Raw genomic sequence first — 24360 nt, forward strand, 5'->3', positions numbered from 1 at the left:
GCTTATCGATCTAACCTGTCACTGGAGCTTTACTGCACTTTCTGTTGCACTGTGCCTGTCGTGATACCGAAGGAGCTGTCACAGGTCAGTCACGGCGAGTGGTTACCCTGAGCTTGCAACCTGATGAGGAGACAGGAAATGAGCTTGCAACATAGCAGCGACACCGTGAAAAACGCCCAGCCCCCGAAGCCGCAGGTGTGTGGCTCGATCATCGATGCCCAGGGCCGTGAGGTTCCGATCACCGAGCAGATGATCCAGAAGGCCTGCAAGGAGCTCGAGGAGAGCCGGGTGGAGAAAGTCCGCAAGGCTTGAGAGCCAATGAATCCCTTACAACCCGGCGCTTGCGCCGGGTTTTTCGTTTCTGCGCCCCGGGCAGGCCCGAGAACCCGGAACAATCATTTATTTTTTTGTACACGAAATATGCGCTAAAGATTTCACCGCGACGCGCCGAAACAGGATAAATAGCAGTTAGCCATCACGCATGCGAAATGGCCCCCTGCTTTTCACTCCCACGAATGGTTCGTCCCGATGAAGATAAAAAATAAGCTGGTGCTTGCGTTCGTATTGGTGGCTTTCATCCCGGTGACCCTGGTCGGTGTGATTTCCGTGGTAAACATCCGCGCGGAGGCGGTGGATCAGTTCCTCGACGGCAGCACCCGCGAAATTCGCCAGATCGACGGCAACATGCGGCAGTTCTTCGATGGTACGCTGCAGAACGTAGAACAAATGGCGACGGATCCTGTATACACATCAGTGGGTACACTCAAGGATTACACCTCTGCCGACGCTGCCAGCCACCCCCTGCCTGCAGCCACCCAACAGGTCATCGACGCCTTTGCCCGCTACGGCGCCACTCATCCTGCGGCCGCCATCATCTCCATCGGCCTCGAAGACGGCACCTACGCCAAATGGCCGGATGACCCGAAACTGGCCAGCTACGATCCACGCGCACGCCCCTGGTACAAGGCCGCCATGGCCACCCCAGGCAAGACCGTGCGCACCGCCGCCTACTACTACGACAAGGACGACGTCGCCCTGGTCGGCACCGCGCGTACGCTCAACGATGCCAGCGGCAAGCCCAAGGGGGTGTTCGTGGTCAGCGTGTCGCTGAAGAACCTCACCGAGCTGGTCAAGAGCATCAAGCTGGGCAAGAGCGGCTACGTGATGCTGATCGAGAACGGCACCGTACTAGTTGACCCACGCGATGCCAGCCATGGCTTCAAGCAACTGAAGGACCTTGGCGAGCCCTACGCACAACTGGCAGCCACCGAGCAGGGATCCACCGAGGTGGTGATCGATGGTGTGCGCTACATGGCCAATGTCTGGACCTCGCCTGACCTGGGCTGGCGCTTCGTCGGCCTGATCGAGTACAGCGAAGTGATGGGCGCTGCCACCCACATGACCTACCTCACCGCCGTCATCGTGCTGGTGCTGGCACTGGTCTTCGCCCTGGTTGCAGCCGCGTTCTCGCGGGTCATCGTCAAGCCTATCGGCCAGGTCAGCACGGGCTTGCAGCAGATCGCCCAGGGCGAAGGCGACCTGCGCCAGGACCTGGTCATCCAGGGCAAGGACGAAACCGCCGAGCTGGCCGGCTGGTTCAACAAGTTCCTCGCAGCGATCCGCCAACTCATCCAGCACATCGGCGCCGCCTCGGGCAACCTGCACGAGGCATCGCGGGCCAACAGCGAACTGGCCGGCAACATGAACGAAGCCGCAGGGCGCCAGCGTGAGGCCGTGGAACTGGTGTCCACCGCCTTCAACGAGATGGTCGCCACCGCCAACGAGGTCGCGCGGTCCTGCAGCAGCGCAGCAGACGCCGCAGAGAACGGCCATCACCGCGTCGCCGAGGGCAAGCAGCAGATCGAGTTGACCACCGACAACGTCAATCGCCTGGGTAGCCGCCTGAGCGAGTCGTCGCAGGCGATGGTCGAGCTCGAGGAAGGCAGCCGCAATATCAACCAGATCCTCGGCACCATCCGCGCCATCGCCGAGCAAACCAACCTGCTGGCACTGAACGCAGCGATCGAGGCCGCCCGTGCCGGTGACCAGGGCCGCGGTTTCGCCGTGGTCGCCGATGAAGTGCGGGCGCTGGCCAAGCGTACCGCCGACTCCACCGGCGAGATCGACCAATTGCTCAACACCCTGGGCAACAAGACCCAGGAGGTGTCGCAGAAGATGGAAAGCTGCCTGGACCTGTCGCGGGCCAGCGTGTCGTCGATCGCACGTGCGCGGGACAGCTTCGAGGGTATCCAGCTGTCGGTGAACGAGATCCGCGATCAGAACCTGCAGATCTCGGCGGCTGCCGAAGAGCAGCACAGCGTGGCCGAAGAGATCAACCGGCACATCCAGCAGATCTACGACGAGGCAAGGCTGGTGGAAGGCCTGGCCAGCTCAGCGCAATCGGACTCGGGCAGGCTGTCGCAGCTATCGGAAGAGTTGAACGGCCTGGTCGGGCGCTTCAAGTCCTGATCCTTCTTGTGGGGCGCCGGTTCGGCGCCCCGACGCGTGCCGCGCGCCTGCACACTCAACAACCGACCGCACGCTCCTCGGCACACAGGGGCGTGGCCTGGGCGTAGAAGACACTGGTCAAGGCCCCGACCACGCCCATGATCAGGCAGAACCCGACGCACACCCAGGGGCTCCACGGCATCAGCGCAATCAGCGCCAAGGGCGTGGTGCTCGCCCAAAGGGCATAGGCCAGGTTGTAAGTGAAGGAAATCCCCGACACCCGGATCTGCGCCGGGAACAGCCCAACCATCACCGATGGCACCACCCCCACCACGCCACATGACAACCCGGCTAACGCATAAGCCGCCCAGGTCCAGCCCCACTGCCCTACCAGGCTGGCATACAGCACGCCGATCCCCAGCGGCAGCAACAGGCTGTAGATCGTCACCGCGCGCCAGGCGCCGATGCGGTCGACCAGCAGCCCCGCCAGTACGCAACCGATATTGAGAAAGACGATACCCACACTGCTGAGCGCGAAGGTATGCCCGGCATCGATCCCGAAGCGCTGCTGCATGACCGTCGGGGTGATCACCACCAGCACCACCACCGCAGAGGTCAACACGCACGTCAGCAGCGCGGCCGGGATCAGCGAAGCGCGGTGGCCGGTGAGCACCGTGCGCAGCGGAAATGCCACGGGCGGGGCCTGCCGCTCACGCAAGGCAAGAAACACTGGCGTCTCGCTCAGCCAACGGCGCAGCCAGACACCGAACACGCCGAACACCCCACCGAGCAGGAAGGGATAGCGCCAGGCGAAGTCGAGGATTTCCTGTGGGGTGTAGAGCCGCGCCAGCAAGGTGGCGACCAGCGCGCCAAGCAGGTAACCGAAGGTCAGCCCCGCCTGCAGGAAGCCCAGGGCGTAGCCGCGACGCCCAGGCGGTGCGTGCTCGGCCACGAAGGTCCAGGCGCTGGGCACCTCGCCGCCGACCGCAGCACCCTGCAGGATACGCAGGGCCAGCAGCAGCAGAGGAGCGGCGTAGCCGATGTCGGCATAGGTCGGCATGACTCCGATCAGCAGGCACGGCAGGGCCATCATCAGGATGCTCAGGCTGAACACGCGCTTGCGCCCAAGATGGTCCGCGAAGTGCGCCATGAGGATGCCGCCCAGAGGGCGTGCCAGGTAGCCGGTGACGAAGATCCCGAAGCTCTGCAGCAGGCGCAGCCACTCCGGCATCTGTGGCGGGAAGAACAGCTGGCTCAGGGTCAGGGCGAAGAACACGAAGATGATGAAATCGTAGATCTCCAGCGCGCCGCCAAGGGCCGCAAGGCCCAGGGTACGGTGATCGCCGCGGCTGAAACGAGGCGCGCGGGCGGTATCGATGGCAGTCATTTCTGGGTTCCGCAGATCGGCAAAGGGCAAGAGGATAGCAAAAGCCGATGCGTCTCAGCTGGAACGGCTGAAGGCGGTGTGCGAGAAGTTCATCCGCCGCCAGGAGCAGCCTGCGCCGCCAGCCAGCGCCGACGGCAGCGCAACCTGCCCCAGCAACTGCGGGGTGTCGATGATCGCCATGAACGATTCCAGTGCCTCGCTATCGGGCACCTTGGGCAGGCTGACACTGACCGCCTGGCGTTCGCTCTGCGCGACGCTCGGCACTTTCAGATGCTGGGAGTGGTACAGCAGCACATGCTGGATCTGCGGACTGACGCGGCAGAAGCGGGCCAGATCGACGCCGGCATGGCTGCCCAGTTCGATATTGCCCACCAACAGCTGGAACGGGTGCAACGCGCTCTGCACCAGGCGCTGCAGGTCTTCGAAGTTTTCAACCGGGGCGATCCGGTAATAGCCCAGGCCATTGAGCATGCGTTCCAGCTGCAGGCGCTGAGCGGGATGCTCGTCGGCGATGAGGATACGCATGGACTTGTTCGGCATGGTCCGGACCCTGGCGGCAAGGTGGTCAGAGACACTGCCTGGCCTTGCTGCGCCTGTGCGGGCAATGACGGGTCTCTGTCTTGATAGTTGTCGGGAACCGACGATAAATCAAGGCGCTGCACAGGGATTTTTCACCCCTGTTTCACGCGCTTTTCACTGCTCCCACTGACGCATGCGCAAGCGACAGTGCTTCATGGCATTGACGATGTGCTTTTCCACCACGCTCTGCGAAACCCCGAGGCGCTCGGCGATCTGCGGATGCGACAGACCCTCGAGTTTGCGCAGTAGGAAACTCTCGCGGCACGGCGCACTCAACTCGTCCAGTGCGCGCCGAACCATCTCCAGGCGCTCATCGAGGTGCAGCAGTTGGGACGGTGCCGGACTGTGCCAGCGCTCGTCGCTGTCCAGCACTTCAAGCGGCTCGGACTGGCGCACCGACTGACGCCGGTGCCGGTCGATCACCAGGTTCAGTGCCGTGCGGTAAAGGAAGGAACGGGGTCGCTCGATCGGCGGATGACCGCCGCGCTCGAGCAGGCACAGGCAGGCGTCATGGGCAACATCTTCTGCCGCGTGCCGGCTGCCCAGCCGCGAGGAGAGGAAACTCACCAGTTCGCGATAGTAATGTTCCACCACGGCCCTTGCCTCTCCCGTTGGGCAACGTCAATGCGATTGAAAATACACATCAGTGATATCAGCGTGTCATCTTACAAATTACAACCATTCTCAGCAACACACCCTCTCACCTGCGGCTAAATCCGTTTCCCCAGCGTTCGTCTAACTGTGACCTCCGTGCGTGCCCTGAAAGGCGCGACACGCCCTTCATCCCTGGCTGGAAGTCTGCATGAGACGTACATCCACACTCCGTCGCCGCCTCGTTCTCGGCGGCCTGGGCCTGATCGCGCTGGGCAGCCTGCTGGCCTGGAAAGCCCTGCCGTTCGGCACTCTGCCGGTCAGCACCGTGCAGGTCACCCGCGGCGACATCGAAAGCAGCGTCACCGCCCTTGGCACCCTGCAGCCTCGTCGCTACGTGGATGTCGGCGCCCAGGCCTCCGGGCAGATCCGCAAACTGCACGTGGAAGCCGGCGATGAAGTGCGCAAGGGCCAACTGCTGGTGGAGATCGACCCCTCCACTCAACAGGCCCGCCTGGACGCCGGCCGCTACTCGATCGAGAACCTCAAGGCCCAGCTTGCCGAACAGCGTGCCCAGTACCTGCTGGCCCAACAGCAGTTTCAGCGCCAGCACGACCTGGCCAGGGCCGGCGCGACCCGCCAGGAGGATGTCCAGCAGGCCCAAGCACAGCTCAAGGTGACCCAGGCACGCATCGACATGTACCAGGCGCAGATCCGCCAGGCCCAGGCCAGTCTGCGCAGCGACGAGGCAGAACTCGGCTATACGCGGATCTACGCACCGATGGACGGCACCGTGGTGGCGGTGGACGCGCGCGAGGGCCAGACCCTCAACGCCCAGCAGCAGACCCCGCTGATCCTGCGCATTGCCCGCCTGTCGCCGATGACCGTCTGGGCCCAGGTTTCGGAGGCCGACATTGGCCAGGTCAAGCCTGGCATGACCGCCTACTTCACGACACTGGCCGGTGGCAAACGCCGCTGGACCAGCACCGTGCGCCAGATCCTGCCGATCCCACCCAAGCCGCTCGACCAGACCAGCCAGGGCGGCGGCAGCCCTGCCAGCGCCAGCAGCGGCACCACCGGCAGCAAGGTGGTGCAGTACACGGTACTGCTCGACGTGGAAAACCCTGACGGCGCCCTGATGGCCGAGATGACCACCCAGGTGTTCTTCGTCGCAGGCCAGGCCAGCCAGGTGCTCACCGCGCCGCTGGCGGCGCTGGACGACGCGCCCACCGAGGGCATGCGCCTGGCGCAGGTCCTGAACCGTAACGGCAAGGTCGAACAGCGCCAGGTACGCACCGGCCTGAGCGATCGCCTGCGGGTACAGATCCTCGACGGCCTGAGCGAAGGCGAGCAACTGGTCATCGGCGCACCACGCGCCAGCGGAGGCTGAATGAACGCACCGCTGATCGAGCTCGATGACATCCACAAGGTCTACGGCGGCATCGACTCGCCCGAGGTCCAGGTGCTGCGTGGTATCAGCCTGAGCATCCAGCCTGGCGAGTTCGTCGCCATCGTCGGCGCCTCCGGGTCCGGCAAATCCACCCTGATGAACATCCTGGGCTGCCTCGACCGCCCCTCCCGAGGCAGCTATCGCTTCGCTGGCCGTGACGTCGCCGAACTCGACAGCGACGAACTGGCCTGGCTGCGCCGCGAGGCCTTCGGTTTCGTGTTCCAGGGCTATCACCTGATTCCCTCAGGCTCGGCCCAGGAGAACGTCGAGATGCCGGCGATCTACGCCGGTACCCCTGCAGCCGAACGCCATGCGCGCGCCGCCACGCTGCTCGAACGCCTGGGCCTGGCCAGCCGCACCGGCAACCGCCCGCACCAGTTGTCCGGGGGCCAGCAGCAACGGGTATCGATCGCCCGGGCACTGATGAATGGCGGCCACATCATTCTCGCCGACGAACCCACCGGCGCCCTCGACAGCCACAGCGGCGCCGAGGTCATGACACTGCTGGACGAGCTGGCCAGCCAAGGTCACGTGATCATCCTCATCACCCACGACCGTGAGGTGGCGGCGCGGGCGCGGCGGATCATCGAGATCCGCGACGGCGCGATCGTCAGCGACTCGGCCGCCGATCGCTCCCCCGCTGCGCCCACACCTGGCTTGCAGGCCAATGATCTGCGCCAGCGTCTGGACCGCGGCGCCAGCCTGCGCGGCGCCTGGAAAGGCGAGTTGGTCGAATCGTTGCAGGCCGCCTGGCGGGTCATGTGGATCAACCGCTTCCGCACCGCCCTGACCCTGCTCGGCATCGTCATCGGCGTGGCCTCGGTGGTGGTGATGCTCGCCGTCGGCGAAGGCAGCAAGCGCCAGGTGATGGCGCAGATGGCCGCCTTCGGCTCCAACATCCTCTACCTGAGCGGCAAGCACGCCACCGCCCGCGAAGCGGCGGGCCTGGTCTCCCTCGACGACGTTGCCGCCATCGCCGGCCTGCCCCAGGTGCAGCGCATCATGCCGGTGATCGGCGGCGAGCTGATGGTTCGCCACGGCAACAACAACCAGTCGTTCTATGTGGGGGGCAACAACACCGAGTTCCCGCACATTCTCAACTGGCCGGTGGTCGAAGGCAGCCTGTTCACCGACGCCGACGAGCGCAGCGGCGCCGCCGTGGCGGTGATCGGCCAGAAGGTCAAGGAAAAGCTCCTGCCCCCCGGCAGCAATCCGCTGGGCCAGTACCTGCTGATCGAGAACGTGCCCTTCCAGATCGTCGGCGTGCTCGCGGCCAAAGGCGCAAGCTCTGGCAACCAGGACAGCGACGAGCGCATCGTGGTGCCCTACTCGGCCGCCTCCATGCGCCTGTTCGGCAAGCACGATCCCGAATACGTGATCATCACCGCTGCCGACTCCAGCCGGATCTCGGAGACCGAAGCGGCCATCGCCCACCTGATGCGCAAACGTCACCAGGGCAAGCAGGATTTCGACCTGACCAACGATGCGGCGCTGATCCAGGCCGAGGCGCGCACCCAGAACAGCCTGTCGCTGATGCTCGGCGCGATTGCCGCCATCTCGCTGTTGGTCGGCGGCATCGGGGTGATGAACATCATGCTCATGACCGTGCGTGAACGTACCCGCGAGATCGGTATCCGCATGGCCACCGGCGCTCGCCAGCGCGACATCCTGCGCCAGTTCCTCACCGAGGCGGTGATGCTGTCGATGGTCGGCGGCGTGACCGGCATCGCCCTGGCCTTGACCATCGGCGGTGCGCTGCTGCTGGCCGATATCGCCGTGGCCTTCGCCCTGCCCGCCATCCTCGGCGCCTTTGCCTGCGCCGTGATCACCGGTGTCGTGTTCGGCTTCATGCCGGCGCGCAAAGCCGCCCGACTCGACCCGGTCAAAGCCCTTACCAGCGTGTAGCCCATGACATTGCCAAGCCGCATCAGCCTGCTGACCCTGAGCCTCTGCCTCGCCGCCTGCAACAGCACACCGCCGCCGCAGGCCGACATCACGCCACCGCCCACCTGGCAAGGCACCACCGACACCCACCGGGCGCCGCCGGACAGCGCCTGGTGGCAGGCGTTCGCCAGCCGCGAACTGGATCGCCTGATCGAGCGCGCCCGCAGCAACAGCCACGACCTGGCGGCCGCTGCCGCACGGGTGCGCCAGGCCCAGGCGCGCGCCGTGATCGCCGGAGCGCCGTTGTTGCCCGAACTGCAGTTCGGGGTGGACGGCAGCCGCCAACGCCTGCTGCGCGGCGACGGTAACGACCAGCTCGACGCCACCAGCAGCGAACGCACCAGTACCGCCTTCGCCACGCGCCTGAGCGCCAGTTACGAAATCGATTTCTGGGGCGGCCTGCGCGCCGCCCGCGACAGTGCATTGCGCAACCTCGACGCCAGCCGATTCGACCGCCAGACGGTCGAGCTCACCTTGTTCAGCGCTGTCGCCGACAGCTACCTGCAAGGGCTGGCATTGCAAGAGCAGCGGCGTATCGCCCGGCTCAACCTGGACAACGCGCGCGATGTCCTGCGCCTGGTCGAAGCCCGTGAACGCTCGGGTTCGGCGACCCGCCTGGAACTGGCCCAGCAACGCGGCCTGGTCGCCGCCCAGGAGCGCCAGGTGCCGTTGCTGGAGCAACAGTGGCAGGACAACCGCGTCACACTCGCCACCCTGCTCGGTGATCCGGTGCAGAGCCTGGGCACCAGCCAGGAGTCGATCAGTGCACTGAACTGGCCAGGCATCGGCAGCGGCGTACCCAGCGCACTGCTCAGTCGCCGCCCGGACATCGCCGCCGCCGAGGCACGCCTGGCGGCGGCCAGCGCCGACGTGCAGGTCGCCAGGGCCGCCATGCTGCCGCGCGTGGTACTGGGCGCCGACCTGGGCAGTGGCGCCCGGACCTTCGCCAACGTGCTCGACAGCCCCTTCTATACCCTCACCACCGCCCTCACCGCACCCATCTTCGACCGTGGCCGACGCGGCGCCGAACGCGACCAGGCCAAGGCGCGCCAGGAAGAGTTGCTGGAAAATTATCGCGCCCAGATCGTGGCAGGCTTTGCCGATGTGGAGAAGGCGCTCAACGCGATCGACGGCGTCGACCGGCAACGCCAGTGGCAGGATCAGGAAGTGGAACAGGCGCGCATCGCCTTCAGCCTCGCCGAACAGCGCTATGCCTCCGGGGCCGAGACCTTGCTGACGGTACTGGAAACCCAGCGCACCCTGTACCTGGCTGAAGACCAGCAGGCGCAACTGCGCCTGGCCAGGTTGCAGGGGAGCGTGGCGCTGTACAAGGCGTTGGGCGGAGGGTGGAGGCTTTGAGAAGGCGCGGGTTGTCTTCTTCGCGGGCAAGTCGCAGCGGCGAACCGCCGCTGCGACTTGCCCGCGAAAAGCACGACTCGGTGTTACTCAGGAAAGAATATTTTTCATCGACAGGTTACGCGCGTACCAAGGCCGACGCGGCACCCGCCGCAGCAGGTCGGCGATGCCGTCCTCTTCGCCGAAGGTGATACGCAGCGCAAGCTTCATCACCTCGACATCCATCTCCACCGTCTTGCCCGGACGAATACCCGGCGTGGTGCTGCACCCATGCGTGTCCGGCCCCAGCCAAGGGTCTGCGACTTCCACCCAAGGGCCCGGCGCGAACCACTTCACGCCATTGACCTCCAGGCGCCGCACCTGGCCCGGGTGATAGCGCTCATGGGCGCGATACCAGTCTTCGATCCGGTCGTCGATCCAGCCGTGGAAACCCCAGAACACCGGGTGTACGTGAGAGGAAAACGGATCGCCCAGGAAGTCGTTCTCGCGGCCGAACCAGCGCCCGGCAAAATCCGACGGGTCGCGCGCAAAGGGCACCGGTGCACTGTTGGACGGGTCCCGGGGGACCGAGGCCCAGCACATGTGCAGCCAGTCGTGCAGGTTCATTTCCACTTCCGAACCGAAGGTACCCAGGCTCAGCTTCGACAGGTACTGCGGGTCCTGGTATTGCGATTCCCAGACCTGGAAATTGCTGCAGAAGGTCTCCCCGGCCTTGATCGCCGACACCCACTGGCCATACTCGTCGTCGCCCGGCGCTTGCCAGGGCGGCGGCACGCAGCAGCCGTCGTGGTTGTCGTAGTAGCGGGCAAAACCCTGCCGGTCGAACTCGACATTGGGCTGTGGCAGCGGAAAGCGCTGCCATGAGGGCAGGTCCTGCAGGGCTCGCGCGGCATCGAGCATGTGCCGGTGCATGAACAGAAAGTCCACGCCCGAGCCATTGCGGTGCTTGCGCGGGCCACGGGCATCGCGTTCGTGATCGCGCGGCCCTGGCTGCCAACCCAGGCCGCGCAACGCATTGCGCTTGTCTTCGGGAATCTTGTGCCACTGATCGCGGGTCGCATGCCAGAGCTGGTGGAACAGACGGTGCTCGGGGCTGATGACCCAGGCCTGCATGGCCGGGGTATAGGGCAGGCGCTCACGCGCCTCTGGGAACAGGCGCTTGACGGCAACGAAACGGCTGTCCGCCACCGGCAAGGTCAAGGGCCGATCCAGGCGCTGCAAGCGGCCGCTGAGGGTGCCGCTGCCGGCGTTGGCGAACTCGCCCCAGACCTCGTCGAGGCTGGCCACACACTCATAGCCCGGCCCGCCTTTCTCACTGAGCAGACGCCAGCGCACCTGGGCAGACGACGCGCCGACCAGATCGCCCAGCACTCGGTAGGCGGCGGGCCCATCAGCCCGCAGGCGCTCGCCGGTATCGACGAAACCGCGCAGGCCACGGCCTTTGGTGGCGACGTCGAAGAACACTTCGACCCCCTCACGCGGCAAGCCCTCGAGGCCACCATCGGCGCCTTCGAAACGGATATCCCAGACACCCCGCAAATGGTCGGCCAGCAGTTGCCCGGCAAGGTCGGCAAGCTCGACGCTGGCCTCGCCTGGGGTGACGATGTCGTCTTCAGGGTCGTGGGTCAGCTCCTTGTGCGCATAGTAGGCGGCGGTACCCGCGGCCCCCGCCACTGCCAGGCCTGCGATGAATCCTCGTCGGGAAATGGTCATTGCGCCTCTATCCGTTCCAGCCATGCTGCGGCTTCTATCCAAGCTAGAACGTACGCTGCCGGGCAAAATTTACCGGGGCTAATTCACCGCAGGTGGCACTCGTTCCTTCAGGAGACTCCTTGCCAGCAGAGGCTGCCGATGACCTCCTTCCTGTCGCGCCTGATACGCCCGAATCGCGCCAGCGCCTACCGGATCTTCGATGTCGAACTCAAGACCATCGTGCCTTTGAGCCCTTCGCTGTGTCGCTTCGTCTTCACCGGCGAAGACATCGGGCAGATGACCACCCTGGCGCCGGACCAGCGCATCAAGCTGTTCTTCCCCTCTCCTGACGGCCAGCCGCCACGACTCCCCCGGCACGAGAAATGGCAGCAGGCACGCCGCGACCTGCCACCGGAGCAAACGCCCCCCATGCGCACCTACACGCTGCGCGCCCTGCGACGCGCGCAGCGGGAGGTGGAGGTGGATTTCGTCCTGCATGGGATCAATGGCCCCGCCTCGGCCTGGGCGACCCATGCGCGTCCCGGTGATCGGCTGCAGATGGTTGCACCGAACCTCGCCTATGACGGCGACCCCGGCGGTTATGAGTGGAAGCCCCCACGCGAGGCACGGCAAATTCTGCTGGTAGGCGACGAGACCGCGTTGCCGGCGATCGCCGGGGCGCTCGAACAGTTGGCCGACAACCGCCCGCACCTGGCGGTCGAAGCCTTTATCGAGGTTCCCCTGGAACTCGACTGCCTTGATCTGCGCCATGGCCCGGCCACCCGGGTGCACTGGCTGCCGCGCGACGTGCTGGCCTGCGATCACGGCCAAGGCATGCTGCACGCGGTACACGAACTGGCCACGCTGCCGAACGCGACAGCGCCCCGCAACGCCGAGCTCGAGGAGGTCGACATCGACCAGCGCCTCTGGGAGCTGGCCAGCGACCAGGCCGCCGCCTTTCACGCCTGGATCGCCGGCGAGTCAGCGACGGTGATGGAGATCCGCCGCTACCTGATCAAAGAGCGTGGCCTGGCACGCGACAGCCTAACGCTGATGGGCTACTGGCGGGCCGGACGCACCCTGGAGTAGCGTCGACCGCTATCGCACCCGCTGTATTCCCGGGCCCCACCACCAAAACCGCTGTCGCACATCTGTAAATCGATGTCATGACAGCGGATTCCGCCGTCGCTCCGCCGTTAACGACCGAATCCGGTCTCCAGCACCCGCACAAACGACACAAAAAAACCCTCTGCCTCGCGCATCCTGACCCCGACTCCAGAGTCACGGACAGACCTACGCACTTGCGCCGCCCTACAACCAATAACAACACCCAGGGACCACACCTATGCTCTCCATGCGAAAACGCTTCGGCGTTCTGCTGTTCTCGCTGTGTGCCACTGCCGTCCAGGCCAAGGAATGGACCGAAATCCGCTTCGGCGTCTTCCCCGAATACCCACCCTTCGAATCCGTCGCCGCCGATGGCAGCCTGCAAGGCTTCGACATCGAGCTGGGCAATGCCATCTGCGCCAAGCTGCAGGTCAAGTGCACCTGGGTGCACAACGAGTTCGACGGCATGATCCCGGCGCTGCGTGCGCGCAAGTTCGACGCCATCATGTCATCGATGGCGGTCACTCCCGCGCGCCTGAAGCAGATCGACTTCACCGACCGCCTGTTCCTCAGCCCCACCTCGGTAGTGGCGCGCAAGTCCGCCACCTTCGGCGACACCCCCGAGTCGCTCAAGGGCAAGCAGGTTGGCGTGCTGCAGGGTTCGCTGCAGGAGGCCTATGCCCGCGCCGTGCTGACTCCGCTCGGCGCGCAGGTCAAGGCCTACCAGTCCCAGGACCAGAACTACGCCGACCTGCAGAACGGTCGTCTCGACGCTACCGTCACCGACCGCCTCGAAGCCCAGCTGAATTTCCTCTCCAAGCCTGAGGGCGCCGATTTCAAGAGCGGCCCGGCGATCAAGGACCCAAGCCTGCCGCTGGACATCGCCATGGGCCTGCGCAAGACAGACCCGGAGCTCAAGGCCCTGCTCGACAAGGGTATCGCGGCGATCCACGCCGATGGCACCTACGCCGAAATCCAGAAGAAGTACGTGGGCGACCTGGACATCTACAACGAGTGATCGTCGCTGCCAGCGCTGGCCCCGACTTGCCCGCGAAGCGGCCAGCGCCGACAGCTTCGATCCCCAAGCCATCCCGTCGCACGAGACCCCTCTCATGAACGACTTGCTTTCTCTGCAAGGCTTCGGCCCGTTGCTGGCCCAAGGCACCTGGATGACCCTGAAGCTGGCATTCCTGTCGTTGCTGCTCAGCCTGCTGCTCGGCCTGGTCGGCGCCAGCGCCAAGCTGTCGCACTCCAAGCTGCTGCGTATCCCGGCCACCCTCTACACCACACTGATCCGCAGCGTCCCGGACCTGGTGCTGATCCTGTTGCTGTTCTACAGCATGCAGATCTGGCTCAACGACCTCACCGAAGCACTGGGTTGGGACTACGTGGAGATCGACCCCTTCGGCGCCGGCGTGCTGACCCTGGGCTTCATCTACGGCGCCTACTTCACCGAGAACTTTCGCGGCGCGATCCTCAGCGTGCCAGCGGGTCAACTGGAGGCAGCCACCGCCTACGGCCTGAGCCGTGCCCAGCGCTTTCGCCTGGTGCTGTTCCCGCAACTGATGCGTTTCGCCCTGCCAGGCCTTGGCAACAACTGGCTGGTGTTGCTCAAGTCCACTGCACTGGTGTCGATCATCGGCCTGGCCGACCTGGTCAAGGCCGCGCAGAACGCCGGCAAGACCACCAATGACATGCTGTTCTTCCTGTGCGTGGCCGGGTTGGTCTACCTGCTGATCACCACCCTTTCCAATCGTCTGTTCAAGCACCTTGAGCGGCGCTACAACACCGGCGTGCGGGGACTGGCACGATGATCGAACTCCTTCAGCAATACGGCATCGCCTATCTGTACAACGATGGCAGTGGTCTGTCGGGCCTGGCCATGACCTTGTGGCTGTTCCTGGCGAGCATGGTCCTTGGTTTCGTCCTTTCGCTCCCCCTGGCACTGGCGCGGGTGTCGCGCCACAGCTGGCTGCGCGTGCCGGTGCAGGTGTACACCTTCGTGTTCCGCGGCACACCGCTCTATATCCAGTTGCTGATCTGCTACACAGGCCTCTACAGCCTGGAGGTGGTGCGCGAACACGCGCTGCTCGACCAGTTCTTGCGCAACGCACTCAACTGCACCCTGCTGGCGTTCGTGCTCAACACCTGCGCCTACACCGTGGAGATCTTCGCCGGGGCGATCCGCAACCTGCCCGCCGGCGAACTGGAGGCGGCCCAGGCCTATGGTCTGCGCGGCTGGAAGCTGAACCTGTTCCTGGTACTGCCGGCGGCCCTGCGCCGCTCGCTGCCGGCCTACAGCAACGAGCTGATCCTCATGCTGCATGCCACCTCGCTGGCCTTCACCGCCACCGTCGCCGACATCCTCAAGGTGGCGCGCGACGCCAACGCCGCGACCTTCCTGACCTTCCAGGCCTTCGGCGTGGCTGCGCTGCTGTACATGTTGCTGTCCTTCGCCCTGGTCGGCCTGTTCCGACTCGCCGAGCGCCGCTGGATGCGCTTCCTTGATCCCGTACGAGGCTGATTCCATGACCGCCACCGCACTGCCTTTGAACTTCGAACACGCGCCCTCCACCCAGGCCCATGCGAGCGCGATCAAGCTCAGCGTCGACGGCCTGCACAAGCACTACGGCGAGCACCAGGTGCTCAAGGGTGTATCGCTGCAGGCCCGCAAGGGCGACGTGATCAGCCTGATCGGCGCCAGTGGCTCGGGCAAGAGCACCTTCCTGCGCTGCATCAACTTCCTCGAACAGCCCGATGCCGGCAGCATCACCCTCGACGGCCAGACCCTGCAGATCCGCCCCGGCACCCGCACGCCGCCCCCTGCACAACTGCAGAACCTGCGCACGCGCCTGGCGATGGTATTCCAGCATTTCAACCTGTGGAGCCACCTGACCGTGCTGGAAAACATTTGCCTGGCGCCGCGCAAGGTACTGGGCATCAGTGCCGCCGAGGCCCAGGCGCGGGCGCGTACCTACCTGGACAAGGTCGGCCTGCCCGCGCGCGCCGCCGAGCAATACCCTGCATTCCTCTCCGGCGGCCAACAGCAGCGGGTGGCGATCGCCCGCGCACTGGCCATGGAGCCGGAGATCATCCTGTTCGACGAACCGACCTCGGCGCTCGACCCCGAGCTGGTCGGCGAAGTGCTCAAGGTGATACAGACGCTCGCCGAGGAAGGACGTACCATGCTCATGGTCACCCACGAGATGGGCTTTGCCCGCCAGGTGTCCAGCCAGGTGCTGTTCCTGCACCAGGGACTGGTGGAAGAGCACGGCAGTGCCGACATCCTGGACCACCCGCAGAGCGCGCGCCTGCAACAGTTTCTCTCAAACCGTTTGAAGTGAAGTCACGCCGTATGGATAGCAAGGCCACCCGCTCCCCCGCCAATCCGCCGCTGGACCGCATCGATGAAGCGATCATCGATGTGCTGCGCCACCACGGCAGGATCACCTACGAGAAGCTCTCGACCCTCGTGCACCTGACGCCCAGGCCTTGCCTTGAGCGGGTGCGCAAGCTGGAGCGACGAGGTGTGATCCGCGGCTACGGTGCGATCATCGACCTGCAGCAGGTATCGCCCGGCCTGTCGCTGCTGGTCCTGGTGGCCTTGTCCAACCAGAGCGGACGTTCCGCCCAGCGCGCCTTCGAGGCCACCGTGCGGGCCTGCCCGCAGGTCTATGAATGCCAACTGATCAGCGGCCATTTCGACTACAGCCTGCGCATGCGCTGCCGCGACATGGAGCACTACCGGGTGCTGACCGAAGCCTGGATGAACGACGACGAACTGCATATCGACAAGCTGGTCGCCCACCCGGAACTGGCGTCGGTCAAGAGCCTCGCACCACAAGCTTGACCCCTTCAAAATCCCCCATTCGCTGATATCGGGCCGCCCGTCGGCCCGGTATCCAGCGACGCCGCACCCGTCAAAATTTATTTTCCCCTCCAACACCCCGCGCAGAGCGCCTGCAGTGCACTCGCCGCAACTGGTCAGACCGGTAAGTCCAAAAGCCCTTGCCAAGCTCGGAAATTCGCGCTTACATTTACCCCGCACTGGACAAACCGGTAAGACCACAATAATTAAGTCCTGCGCTCTTTCGCCCGCCATCCCCTGGCGTGCATCGAAGCAGGGACACCGAATCAGAGATCCCTCCCATGCTCAAATGGTGCTCGCGTTCGATCTTCCTCCAAGTTGTCCTGGGCCTCGCCCTGGGCGTTATCTGCGGTCTCAGCTTTCCCGAAGTTTCCCTGCAGCTCAAACCCCTCGGTGACGGCTTCATCAAGCTGATCAAGATGCTCATCGGCATCATCGTGTTCTGCGTGGTGGTCAGCGGCATCTCCGGCGCGGGCGACCTGAAGAAGGTCGGACGCATCGGCCTGAAGTCGGTGATCTACTTCGAAATCCTCACCACCATCGCCCTGGTCATCGGCCTGGTGCTGGCCTTCTCCACCGGCATTGGTCAAGGTGCCAACATCCACCTCGATCAGCTCTCCAGCGCCGATGCCGGCGCCCTGGCCGATCGCGGTGCGCACATCCACGGCGCCACGGCGTTCTTCATGGAGCTGATCCCGACCTCGGTGATCGGTGCCTTCGCCGACAACAACATCCTCCAGGTCCTGCTGTTCGCCGTGCTGTTCGGCAGTGCACTGAACCTGGTCGGCGAGTCGGCCTCGGGCATCTCGCGCCTGATCAACGAACTCAGCCATGTGATCTTCCGCATCATGGGCATGATCGTGCGCCTGGCGCCGATCGGCGTGTTCGGCGCCATCGCCTTCACCACCAGCAAGTACGGCCTGGAATCGCTGCAGCACCTGGGCGGGCTGGTGGCGCTGTTCTACATCACCTGTGCAGGCTTCGTGCTGCTGATCCTGGGCACGGTAATGCGCGTGTCGGGCCTGAAGCTGATCCCGTTCATCAAGTACCTGCGCGAGGAACTGACCATCGTCCTCGGCACCGCCTCCTCCGACGCCGTACTGCCACAGGTGATGCGCAAGCTCGAACACCTGGGGATCGGCAGTTCCACCGTGGGACTGGTGATTCCAACCGGCTACTCGTTCAACCTGGACGGTTTCTCGATCTACCTCACCCTGGCCATCGTGTTCATCGCCAACGCCACCGGCACGCCGCTGGCCATGACCGACCTGCTGACCATCCTGCTGGTGTCGCTGGTCACCTCCAAGGGCGCCCACGGCATCCCGGGCTCGGCGCTGGTGATCCTGGCCGCCACCCTGACCGCCGTGCCGGCGATCCCGGTGGTCGGCCTGGTGCTGGTGCTGGCCGTGGACTGGTTCATGGGCATCGGCCGGGCACTGACCAACCTGATCGGCAACTGTGTCGCCACCGTGGCCATCGCCCGTTGGGAGAAGGACATCGACATGGAGCGCGCCAACAACGTGCTGGCCGGCAAGCCCGGCTTCGCACCGGTAGCGCGCAAACCGGGCCAGGCCCATCAGCAGGAATTCTGACCGTGCCAGGGCCGGCGTTCAGCGCCGGCCCACAGGCGCCAAGACTCAGGTTTCAATCAGGGAGCGAACCGTGATCAGCTCATCGACCGTCGTCAACTCCGTGGTGGAAAAGCTGCGCAAGGCCCTGGCCCGCGGCCAGTGGCGCAGCGGCGAAATGCTGCCAGGCCAGCGCGAGCTGGCCGAACAATTGGGCATCAGCCGCCCCAGCCTGCGTGAAGCGGTGACCGTACTGGAAACCCTCGGGCTGGTGCGTTCGATGCCTGGCAAAGGTGTATTGGTGCTGGAGGCCGACGCCACGCTGGTACAAAGCACCGATAGCGTCGGCGCTGCCAGCCTGGCCGATGTGCTGGAGCTGCGCTACACCCTCGAGCCCTTCATCGCCGGGCTGGTCGCGCAATCGGCGGGCAACCAGGACATCGGCCAGCTGCGCCTGACCCTGATGGACCTGCGCGAAGCCGTTGACGCCAGCGACAGCGAGGCAGGCGTAGCCGCCTACATCGCCTTCCACGAGGCGCTGTTCGCACTGACCACCAACCCGATCTTCCAGAGCGTGGTGCAGCAGACGAGCAACGCGCTCAAGCAGAGCGCGGCCATGCTGCGCGACTCCCCTGAACACCTGGCCGCACGGCTCGACGAGAACGAGGCAGTGGTGCGCGCCATCCGCGCACGCAACAGCGCCCAGGCCAGCGCCCAGATGCGCCGGCACATCCTCGCCGAGGGCCAGCGCATGGGCATCGAACTGAATATCCCGGACGACCATCCGGACCCGCATCTTTGACGTCAGGAGAGCGATCATGACCGCCTTCGCCCACGCCGACCCGTGCCTGCCCCAGTTGATCAAGACCGGCGAAGGCCGCCTGGGAGCCGAACAGATCTACCCGCGCCTGTTCGACGCCATCCTCGAACAGCGCCTGCCACCTGGCAGCGCCCTGCCCGAGCAAGCGCTGGGCAATGCCTTCGGCGTCAGCCGCACAGTGATCCGCCGGGTGCTCGGGCGCCTGGCCGACCAGCAGGTGGTGGTGCAGCGCCCCAGCCACACCGCACACCTGGCCGCGCCCGATCCACAGCAGGCGCGCCAGGTGCTCAGTGCACGGCGCCTGGCTGAAACCACACTGATCGGCCTGGCCACCCAGCGCGCGCGTCCGGGGCAGATCCGGCAACTGCGCCAACTGGTCGAGCGCGAGCGCCTGCACCACGAACGCGGCGAGCGCTGCACGGCCATCCGTCTGGGCGGCGAATTCCACCTCAAGCTTGCGCAGATGGCCAACAACGCACCCTTGGCGCGCTTTCTCAATGGCCTGGTGCCGATGACTTCGCTGATCATCGCCCGCTACGAGTCGCCCTGCTGCGAGCACTGCGCCTGGGAAGAGCACGCGGCAATCATCGACGCGGTGGAAGATGGCGACAGCACCGCGGCGCTGGCGTTGATGCACCAGCACCTGGACCGCCTCGAAGCCAAGCTCGACCTCGATCAGAGCGTGCGCGCGTAACGTTTGCGGTAGTCCGCCGGGGTGACCCCGACATGCCGCACGAAGGCGCGGCGCAGGGTGTCGACATTGGCGAAGCCACACAAGGCGGCCACCTGCTTGGGCGGCTCGCGTCCGCCCTCGAGGCGCTCACGGGCGGCATTGACCCGTGCCAGTTCCACCCAGGCCGCCGGGGTCATGCCCACATCGGCCTGGAACAGCCGGGCGAAGTGCCGCGGGCTGAGACCCGCCCGCTGCGCCAGGCTGGCGATGCTGTGATCCTCGGCCGGATTGGCGGCCACATAGCGCTGCAACCCCTGAAGCACCGAGCGCCCGACCGGCGACGAGGCGCCCTGGCGACTGAACTGCAATTGCCCGCCCGGACGCTTGAAGTACATCACCAACTGCCCTGCCACCTGCTTGGCGAGCTCTCGCCCCAGGTCCTCCTCCACCAGGCTCAACGCCAGGTCCAGCCCGGACGTCACCCCCGCCGCAGTGCGCACCTTGCCGTCATGGACCTGGATCGCATCGGCGTCCACCTGCACCTCGGGATAGCGCTCGGCCAAGGCCTCGGCGACCGCCCAGTGCGTGGTGATGCGTCGGCCATCGAGCAGGCCGGCAGCCGCCAGGGCGAAGGCGCCAGTACAGACGGATCCGTAGCGTCGACAACTGGCGGCGCGCCCCCGCAGCCAGTCGAGGATGCCGCTGCGCAGGTGCTGGCTGGCCGCCTGCGGCGTACCGGCGATCAGCAGGGTGTCGATGGGCTCGTGGGTATCGCCGATCCAGCCATCGGGCAGCAGGCGTGCGCCGGACGAACTGACCAGTGGGCCGGGTTCGCAGGCCAGCAGGCGCAGGCGATAGACCTCGCGACCGGCCTGGCGGTTGGCCTCGGCGAAGACATCGAGCGGGCCGCTGGCATCGAGCAACTGGACGCCGGGCATGGCAAGGATGGCGAGGGTCAGCGAGGGCATCTGGAGATCCTGTAGGCGCGCAAAAGGGTGGGTAGCGACAGCATAAAACCCCGGCCGAACCCGTGCGCAGGCCATGTCTGTCGCAGACCGACAATGGCAGGATATGACGCATAACGTCAATTGAGGACAATCACTCGCCCCGCCACACTGACTCCACCACCACACCAGGAGTCACCCATGTCCACCTCCATCGCCGGTATCCAGGTGCCTGACAGCGCCATGGCCCGTGAAATCACCGAACTGGTCCGCGGCACCGCCTCGCCGCTGCTGTTCCACCACTCCAGCCGGGTGTTCTACTTCGCCGCCCTGGCCGGCAAGCGCCTGGGTCTGAAGTTCGACAGCGAACTGCTGTACTGCGGCTGCATGTTCCACGATATGGGCCTGACCCATCAGCACAGCAGCGACTGCTGCCGCTTCGAGGTCGACGGTGCCAACGCCGCCCGCGACTTCCTCAAGGGCCATGGCATCGCCGAACGCGACATCGAGCGGGTCTGGACCGCCATCGCCCTGCACACCACACCGGGTATTCCCGAGTTCATGCACCCGCTGATCGCACTGGTGACCGCCGGTGTCGAGACCGACGTCCTCGGCCTGCACCACGAAGGGCTGAGCACTACCGAGCGCGACGCCGTGGTCCAGGCCCACCCTCGCGGCGAGCAGTTCAAGGAAGCGATCATCCAGGCCTTCTACGATGGCATCCGCCACAAGCCGCAGACCACCTTCGGCAACGTCAAGGGCGATGTCATCGCCGACAAGGAACCGGGTTTCCATCCCGGCAACTTCTGCAGCGTGATCCGCCAGTCCTGCTGGCCGAGCTGAGGCCTCGCTGGCCAAGGCTTGCCGGGCGCCTTACCATGCGCCCGGCAATTACACGCCAGGAGGTCTTATGCAACACACCATCGCGCCAGTCGGCGCAGAGCAGTTCGAGCGACTGACCGAACTGTGGGAAGCCTCGGTGCGGGCCACGCACGATTTTCTTCCCGAAGGCTACATCGAACGCCTGCGCCCGCTGGTACGCGACCAGTACCTGGGCTTCGTCCAGCTGCGCGCCGCGTACGATGAACAGGGGCAGATCCTCGGCTTCGCCGGGGTACACGAGGGCAAGCTGGAGATGCTCTTCGTCGATCCGATCTACCGCGGCCAGGGCATCGGCAAGACGCTGTTGGCTGACGTCGTCGCCGAACTGGGCGTGCGCGAGGTCGATGTCAACGAACAGAACCCGCAGGCCGTGGGTTTCTACCTCAGCCAGGGCTTCGTCCAGACCGGACGCAGCGAAGTCGATGGGCAGGGCGATCCGTATCCGCTGCTGCATCTGAAACGCGAGGGCTGAACATGGCTTTCGCACTGCAAAAAGGGGCCGCTCTGCGGCCCTTCCCGCTCCTATAATCAGAAGACCTCATCCAGCCTCTACCCAGGGAGGCTACCGGCGTGAATCCGCGCATTCCCCTCTTGCTGCTGTGCCTGCTGCTGGCCCTGGCTGGCTGTGCCGGCAAACGCACCTCACCCGCCCCGCCCCCGGCCACGCTCACCCCCGCCCTCTGGCAACAGATCGACCAGGACCTGATTGGCGCCTCGGTTGCCGCCACCGGCTCGGCCAGCGACTATGCCCGTCGCTCGATGCGGGTCTGGCGCGAACAGGTGCAGCAACGCACCGAAAGCGACTTCATCCCCTGGTTCACCGGCTACTGGACCCAGCAGTGGCTGACCCTCAAGGTTGCCTGGTACAAGATGAACAGCGGCAACGGCAGTGACCCGCCAGAAAAACGCCTGGCGCTGTACCTGCAGGCGCAGTACCACGAACGGGTGATCGAACCGGTCGCCGAGCAGATCAACCCCGAAGGCATCCGCGACCGCGCCAGCGCGCTGTACCTGGACCTGTTCGCCAAGCAGTTGCCGACAATCATCCAACGCTACAACGCCCCGCCCGATCAGGTCAGCCAGCGTCTGAATCACCTTGCGGCCATCGCCCTGGGCCCGCCCGCGGCCAGGGATGCGACGCTCTACCCACTGCTGCGCGCCCAGTCACTGGACCAGCAGCCGGCCTGGCAGGCGCTGCGCCAGCACCTGCACGACCAGGCTGCCAAGGCTCCCGGGCAAACCGAGGTGGGGCTGTCGTCGGTGGCCACCCGCGCCAGCGAAAAACTCGGCGCCACCCTGGCCCCGCGCGGCATCGCCAGCGCGGTGGCGGCCGCGGTAGGCAAGGCCGCCGGGGCGATGATCTCGGTGGCGGTGGCCGGTTTCGGCATGATGACCCATGACCGCGAACAGCCGCAGATGGTCGAGCAACTGCGGGTGATCCTCAACGTGGCGCTGAACGAGGAATGGCGCGAACTGATGGAAAACCGCCAGAGCGGCGCGCTCTCGGGGGTGTACTACCTGTCGGGGCAGATCGAGGATGGCCTGTTGTCGGGCGCAGGCCGGCCCTGACGCCTCAGGCCACTGCCATGGCCGAGGTCGGCAGGCCGAAGATGCGGTCGAACGCCCAGTTGTAGGCGAAGGTGTAGCACGGCACCAGCACGATGAACGCCAGGTCCACCACGAACGCCTCGACCAGGCTCATGTCCAGCCACCAGGCAATCAGCGGAATCAGGTACAGCACCAGCGTCAGCTGGAAGCCCACCGCGTGCGCCACACGACGTGCCAGGCTGCGCCCACGCTTGGCCTGACGGCTTTCCCAGTGTTCGAACAGGCTGTTGTAGACCAGGTTCCAGAACATGGCGATGGTGGTGATCATTACCGCCAGGGGGCCGGTGTGCGAGGCCGGGGTATTGGAGAGATAGGCCAGCCCCAGGGTCGACATGCCCAGGCCGATCAGTTCATAGAAGGTCACGTAGACCAGTTTGCGCTTGACGCCTTGCACCGTGGTTACCTCGGAATGCAGTGAATGAAGGCGACGAGATTGAATCAATATTCTTGACAGAAAAAGTCAGCACCTTTCAGATTGACTGAAAGGAGAACCGCATGAACTTTTCCAGCGACAACATCCAACTGTTCCTCGCCGTGCTCGACCGCGGCTCGTTTTCCGCTGCCGCACGGGTGCTGGGGCGAGTGCCATCGGCGGTGAGCATGGCCATCGGCAATCTCGAGGCCGAACTCGGCTACGCGCTGTTCGAGCGCGGAGCACGCGAGGTCCGCGCCACAGACCGCGCCCGCGCTCTGGAGCCGCACGCACGGCTGATCGCCGAGCAACTGGGGTTACTGCAAGTGCATGCGCTTGAACTGTCGCGAGGGCTCGAAAGCAGCCTGGCGATCGCCGTGGTGCCGGACATCGACCCGCGTCCGCTACTGGCCGCCATTGCGCGGCTGGGCGAACGCTATCCGCTGCTCGACATCGAACTGCTCAGCGCACCGCAGGAGGACGCCCTGCACCTGCTGGACAGCGGCCGCGTCGGGCTGTGCCTGGCCTTTGCCGGATTGCAGGTCGATCCGCAGCGCAGCTTCCAGCATCTGGGCAGCGAGTCGCTGGTGGCAGCCTTGTCGCCCAACCATCCAGCCCTGCGTCAGGGGCGCATCCGCGACCTCGAAGACCTGGTCAGCCTCCGTCAGATCCTGGTACACAGCCGCGACCTGCCGCTGCGCGACACCCGCTCGCTGATCGGCACCACGCACTGGCGCACCGACAGCGTCGATCTGGCCCTGCAGATGGTAGAAGCAGGCCTCGGCTGGGGCGACCTGCCGGCAACGCGGGTCGCCCCCTTGGTGGAAACCGGGCGGCTGGTGCGCCTGGCGTTTCGCAACACCCGCAACGAACTGCAGTTGCCGGTGCATGCGCTGTGGCTCAAGCAACAGCCCCTCGGGCAGGCCGCGCGGGCGCTGGTGGAGCTGCTGGCTGGCGGTTGATCCGCACATGGCCGCTCGTCGGGCAGAACAACGTCTAACTCAACCTTTTGACCGGCAGGCCGATAGTGA

The 24360-nt window shown here is 65.4% G+C and carries 24 protein-coding genes; 18 read left to right on the plus strand and 6 right to left on the minus strand.

The annotated features are described in order from the left end of the window. Positions 1–138: 138 nt before the first annotated feature. Together VA602_RS23120 and VA602_RS23125 are read left to right on the plus strand one after the other, a co-directional pair. Positions 139–312: a PA1571 family protein gene (locus VA602_RS23120; RefSeq protein WP_176717846.1), complete on the plus strand. Its 174-nt coding sequence runs from the start codon at positions 139–141 to the stop codon at positions 310–312. Between the two features lie 216 nt (positions 313–528). Then, the gene (locus tag VA602_RS23125) at positions 529–2469 is read left to right on the plus strand and encodes a methyl-accepting chemotaxis protein (protein WP_323454447.1); all 1941 of its coding nucleotides are present in this window, start codon (positions 529–531) and stop codon (positions 2467–2469) included. 55 nt (positions 2470–2524) lie between these two features. Here the strand turns inward: VA602_RS23125 and VA602_RS23130 are convergent, their stop codons facing one another. The 3 genes from VA602_RS23130 to VA602_RS23140 all read right to left on the minus strand — a co-directional run bounded on the left by VA602_RS23130 (position 2525) and on the right by VA602_RS23140 (position 5005). Further along, positions 2525–3835 (minus strand): MFS transporter, encoded by a 1311-nt coding sequence (locus tag VA602_RS23130; RefSeq protein ID WP_151924087.1) that lies wholly within the window; start codon positions 3833–3835, stop codon positions 2525–2527. 54 nt (positions 3836–3889) lie between these two features. Next, on the minus strand, positions 3890–4375 hold the full coding sequence (locus VA602_RS23135; RefSeq protein WP_153772935.1) for an ANTAR domain-containing protein: 486 nt from the start codon (positions 4373–4375) through the stop codon (positions 3890–3892). Between the two features lie 153 nt (positions 4376–4528). After that, positions 4529–5005 carry a sigma-70 family RNA polymerase sigma factor gene (locus tag VA602_RS23140; protein WP_323454527.1) on the minus strand — a complete coding sequence of 159 codons (477 nt, stop codon included), beginning with the start codon at positions 5003–5005 and terminating at the stop codon, positions 4529–4531. Positions 5006–5216: 211 nt separating this feature from the next. On the opposite strand from VA602_RS23140, the gene VA602_RS23145 reads away from it, so the two are divergent. From VA602_RS23145 to VA602_RS23155, 3 genes are read left to right on the plus strand one after another with little or no spacing between them, the layout of a single operon-like run. Then, positions 5217–6395, plus strand: a complete 1179-nt coding sequence (locus VA602_RS23145; RefSeq protein WP_197890011.1) for an efflux RND transporter periplasmic adaptor subunit — start codon at positions 5217–5219, stop codon at positions 6393–6395. Beyond that, complete coding sequence (locus tag VA602_RS23150; RefSeq protein WP_323454448.1) at positions 6396–8360, plus strand: MacB family efflux pump subunit; 1965 nt, start codon at positions 6396–6398, stop codon at positions 8358–8360. Between the two features lie 3 nt (positions 8361–8363). After that, complete coding sequence (locus tag VA602_RS23155; protein WP_323454449.1) at positions 8364–9758, plus strand: efflux transporter outer membrane subunit; 1395 nt, start codon at positions 8364–8366, stop codon at positions 9756–9758. A gap of 87 nt (positions 9759–9845) precedes the next feature. Here VA602_RS23155 and pvdP read toward each other — a convergent pair whose 3' ends face one another. Next, positions 9846–11468, minus strand: a complete 1623-nt coding sequence (pvdP, locus tag VA602_RS23160; RefSeq protein WP_323454450.1) for a pyoverdine maturation tyrosinase PvdP — start codon at positions 11466–11468, stop codon at positions 9846–9848. Positions 11469–11606: 138 nt separating this feature from the next. On the opposite strand from pvdP, the gene VA602_RS23165 reads away from it, so the two are divergent. The 9 genes from VA602_RS23165 (at position 11607) to VA602_RS23205 (ending at position 19504) form a co-directional block, all read left to right on the plus strand. Next, positions 11607–12536, plus strand: coding sequence for a siderophore-interacting protein (locus VA602_RS23165; protein ID WP_323454451.1), 930 nt, complete (start codon positions 11607–11609; stop codon positions 12534–12536). Positions 12537–12792: 256 nt separating this feature from the next. After that, on the plus strand, positions 12793–13572 hold the full coding sequence (locus VA602_RS23170; RefSeq protein ID WP_065861294.1) for an ABC transporter substrate-binding protein: 780 nt from the start codon (positions 12793–12795) through the stop codon (positions 13570–13572). A 94-nt stretch (positions 13573–13666) separates the two neighbouring features. Next, on the plus strand, positions 13667–14368 hold the full coding sequence (locus tag VA602_RS23175; RefSeq protein WP_151924094.1) for an ABC transporter permease: 702 nt from the start codon (positions 13667–13669) through the stop codon (positions 14366–14368). Further along, positions 14365–15078: an ABC transporter permease gene (locus VA602_RS23180; RefSeq protein WP_054892428.1), complete on the plus strand. Its 714-nt coding sequence runs from the start codon at positions 14365–14367 to the stop codon at positions 15076–15078. The genes VA602_RS23175 and VA602_RS23180 overlap by 4 nt, the downstream gene beginning before the upstream one ends. A gap of 4 nt (positions 15079–15082) precedes the next feature. Continuing rightward, the gene (locus VA602_RS23185) at positions 15083–15898 is read left to right on the plus strand and encodes an ABC transporter ATP-binding protein (protein WP_232233559.1); all 816 of its coding nucleotides are present in this window, start codon (positions 15083–15085) and stop codon (positions 15896–15898) included. 11 nt (positions 15899–15909) lie between these two features. Next, on the plus strand, positions 15910–16404 hold the full coding sequence (locus VA602_RS23190) for an Lrp/AsnC family transcriptional regulator (protein ID WP_054892429.1): 495 nt from the start codon (positions 15910–15912) through the stop codon (positions 16402–16404). A 299-nt stretch (positions 16405–16703) separates the two neighbouring features. Further along, positions 16704–18014 carry a C4-dicarboxylate transporter DctA gene (locus tag VA602_RS23195; RefSeq protein ID WP_054892430.1) on the plus strand — a complete coding sequence of 437 codons (1311 nt, stop codon included), beginning with the start codon at positions 16704–16706 and terminating at the stop codon, positions 18012–18014. 70 nt (positions 18015–18084) lie between these two features. Continuing rightward, positions 18085–18792 carry a FadR/GntR family transcriptional regulator gene (locus VA602_RS23200; protein WP_323454452.1) on the plus strand — a complete coding sequence of 236 codons (708 nt, stop codon included), beginning with the start codon at positions 18085–18087 and terminating at the stop codon, positions 18790–18792. Positions 18793–18808: 16 nt separating this feature from the next. Next, on the plus strand, positions 18809–19504 hold the full coding sequence (locus tag VA602_RS23205) for a GntR family transcriptional regulator (RefSeq protein WP_054892432.1): 696 nt from the start codon (positions 18809–18811) through the stop codon (positions 19502–19504). Here the strand turns inward: VA602_RS23205 and VA602_RS23210 are convergent. Next, positions 19486–20451 (minus strand): GlxA family transcriptional regulator, encoded by a 966-nt coding sequence (locus VA602_RS23210; protein ID WP_054892433.1) that lies wholly within the window; start codon positions 20449–20451, stop codon positions 19486–19488. The two genes, VA602_RS23205 and VA602_RS23210, sit on opposite strands and share 19 nt — an antisense overlap. Positions 20452–20628: 177 nt before the next feature. Between VA602_RS23210 and VA602_RS23215 the strand changes: the two genes are divergently transcribed. The 3 genes from VA602_RS23215 to VA602_RS23225 all read left to right on the plus strand — a co-directional run bounded on the left by VA602_RS23215 (position 20629) and on the right by VA602_RS23225 (position 22878). Next, positions 20629–21270 carry an HD domain-containing protein gene (locus tag VA602_RS23215; RefSeq protein ID WP_323454453.1) on the plus strand — a complete coding sequence of 214 codons (642 nt, stop codon included), beginning with the start codon at positions 20629–20631 and terminating at the stop codon, positions 21268–21270. 67 nt (positions 21271–21337) lie between these two features. After that, positions 21338–21781 (plus strand): GNAT family N-acetyltransferase, encoded by a 444-nt coding sequence (locus VA602_RS23220; RefSeq protein WP_112897857.1) that lies wholly within the window; start codon positions 21338–21340, stop codon positions 21779–21781. Between the two features lie 98 nt (positions 21782–21879). Further along, complete coding sequence (locus VA602_RS23225; protein WP_323454454.1) at positions 21880–22878, plus strand: hypothetical protein; 999 nt, start codon at positions 21880–21882, stop codon at positions 22876–22878. A 4-nt stretch (positions 22879–22882) separates the two neighbouring features. On the opposite strand, the gene VA602_RS23230 is transcribed toward VA602_RS23225, so the two are convergent. Then, on the minus strand, positions 22883–23311 hold the full coding sequence (locus VA602_RS23230) for a PACE efflux transporter (protein WP_323454455.1): 429 nt from the start codon (positions 23309–23311) through the stop codon (positions 22883–22885). Between the two features lie 101 nt (positions 23312–23412). Here VA602_RS23230 and VA602_RS23235 point away from each other — a divergent pair, with 101 nt between their 5' ends. Further along, positions 23413–24291 carry a LysR family transcriptional regulator gene (locus VA602_RS23235; RefSeq protein WP_200603212.1) on the plus strand — a complete coding sequence of 293 codons (879 nt, stop codon included), beginning with the start codon at positions 23413–23415 and terminating at the stop codon, positions 24289–24291. The last annotated feature ends 69 nt before the right edge of the window (positions 24292–24360 follow it).

Source organism: Pseudomonas machongensis (genome assembly GCF_034961125.1).
In the GTDB taxonomy this organism is placed as follows: domain Bacteria; phylum Pseudomonadota; class Gammaproteobacteria; order Pseudomonadales; family Pseudomonadaceae; genus Aquipseudomonas; species Aquipseudomonas machongensis.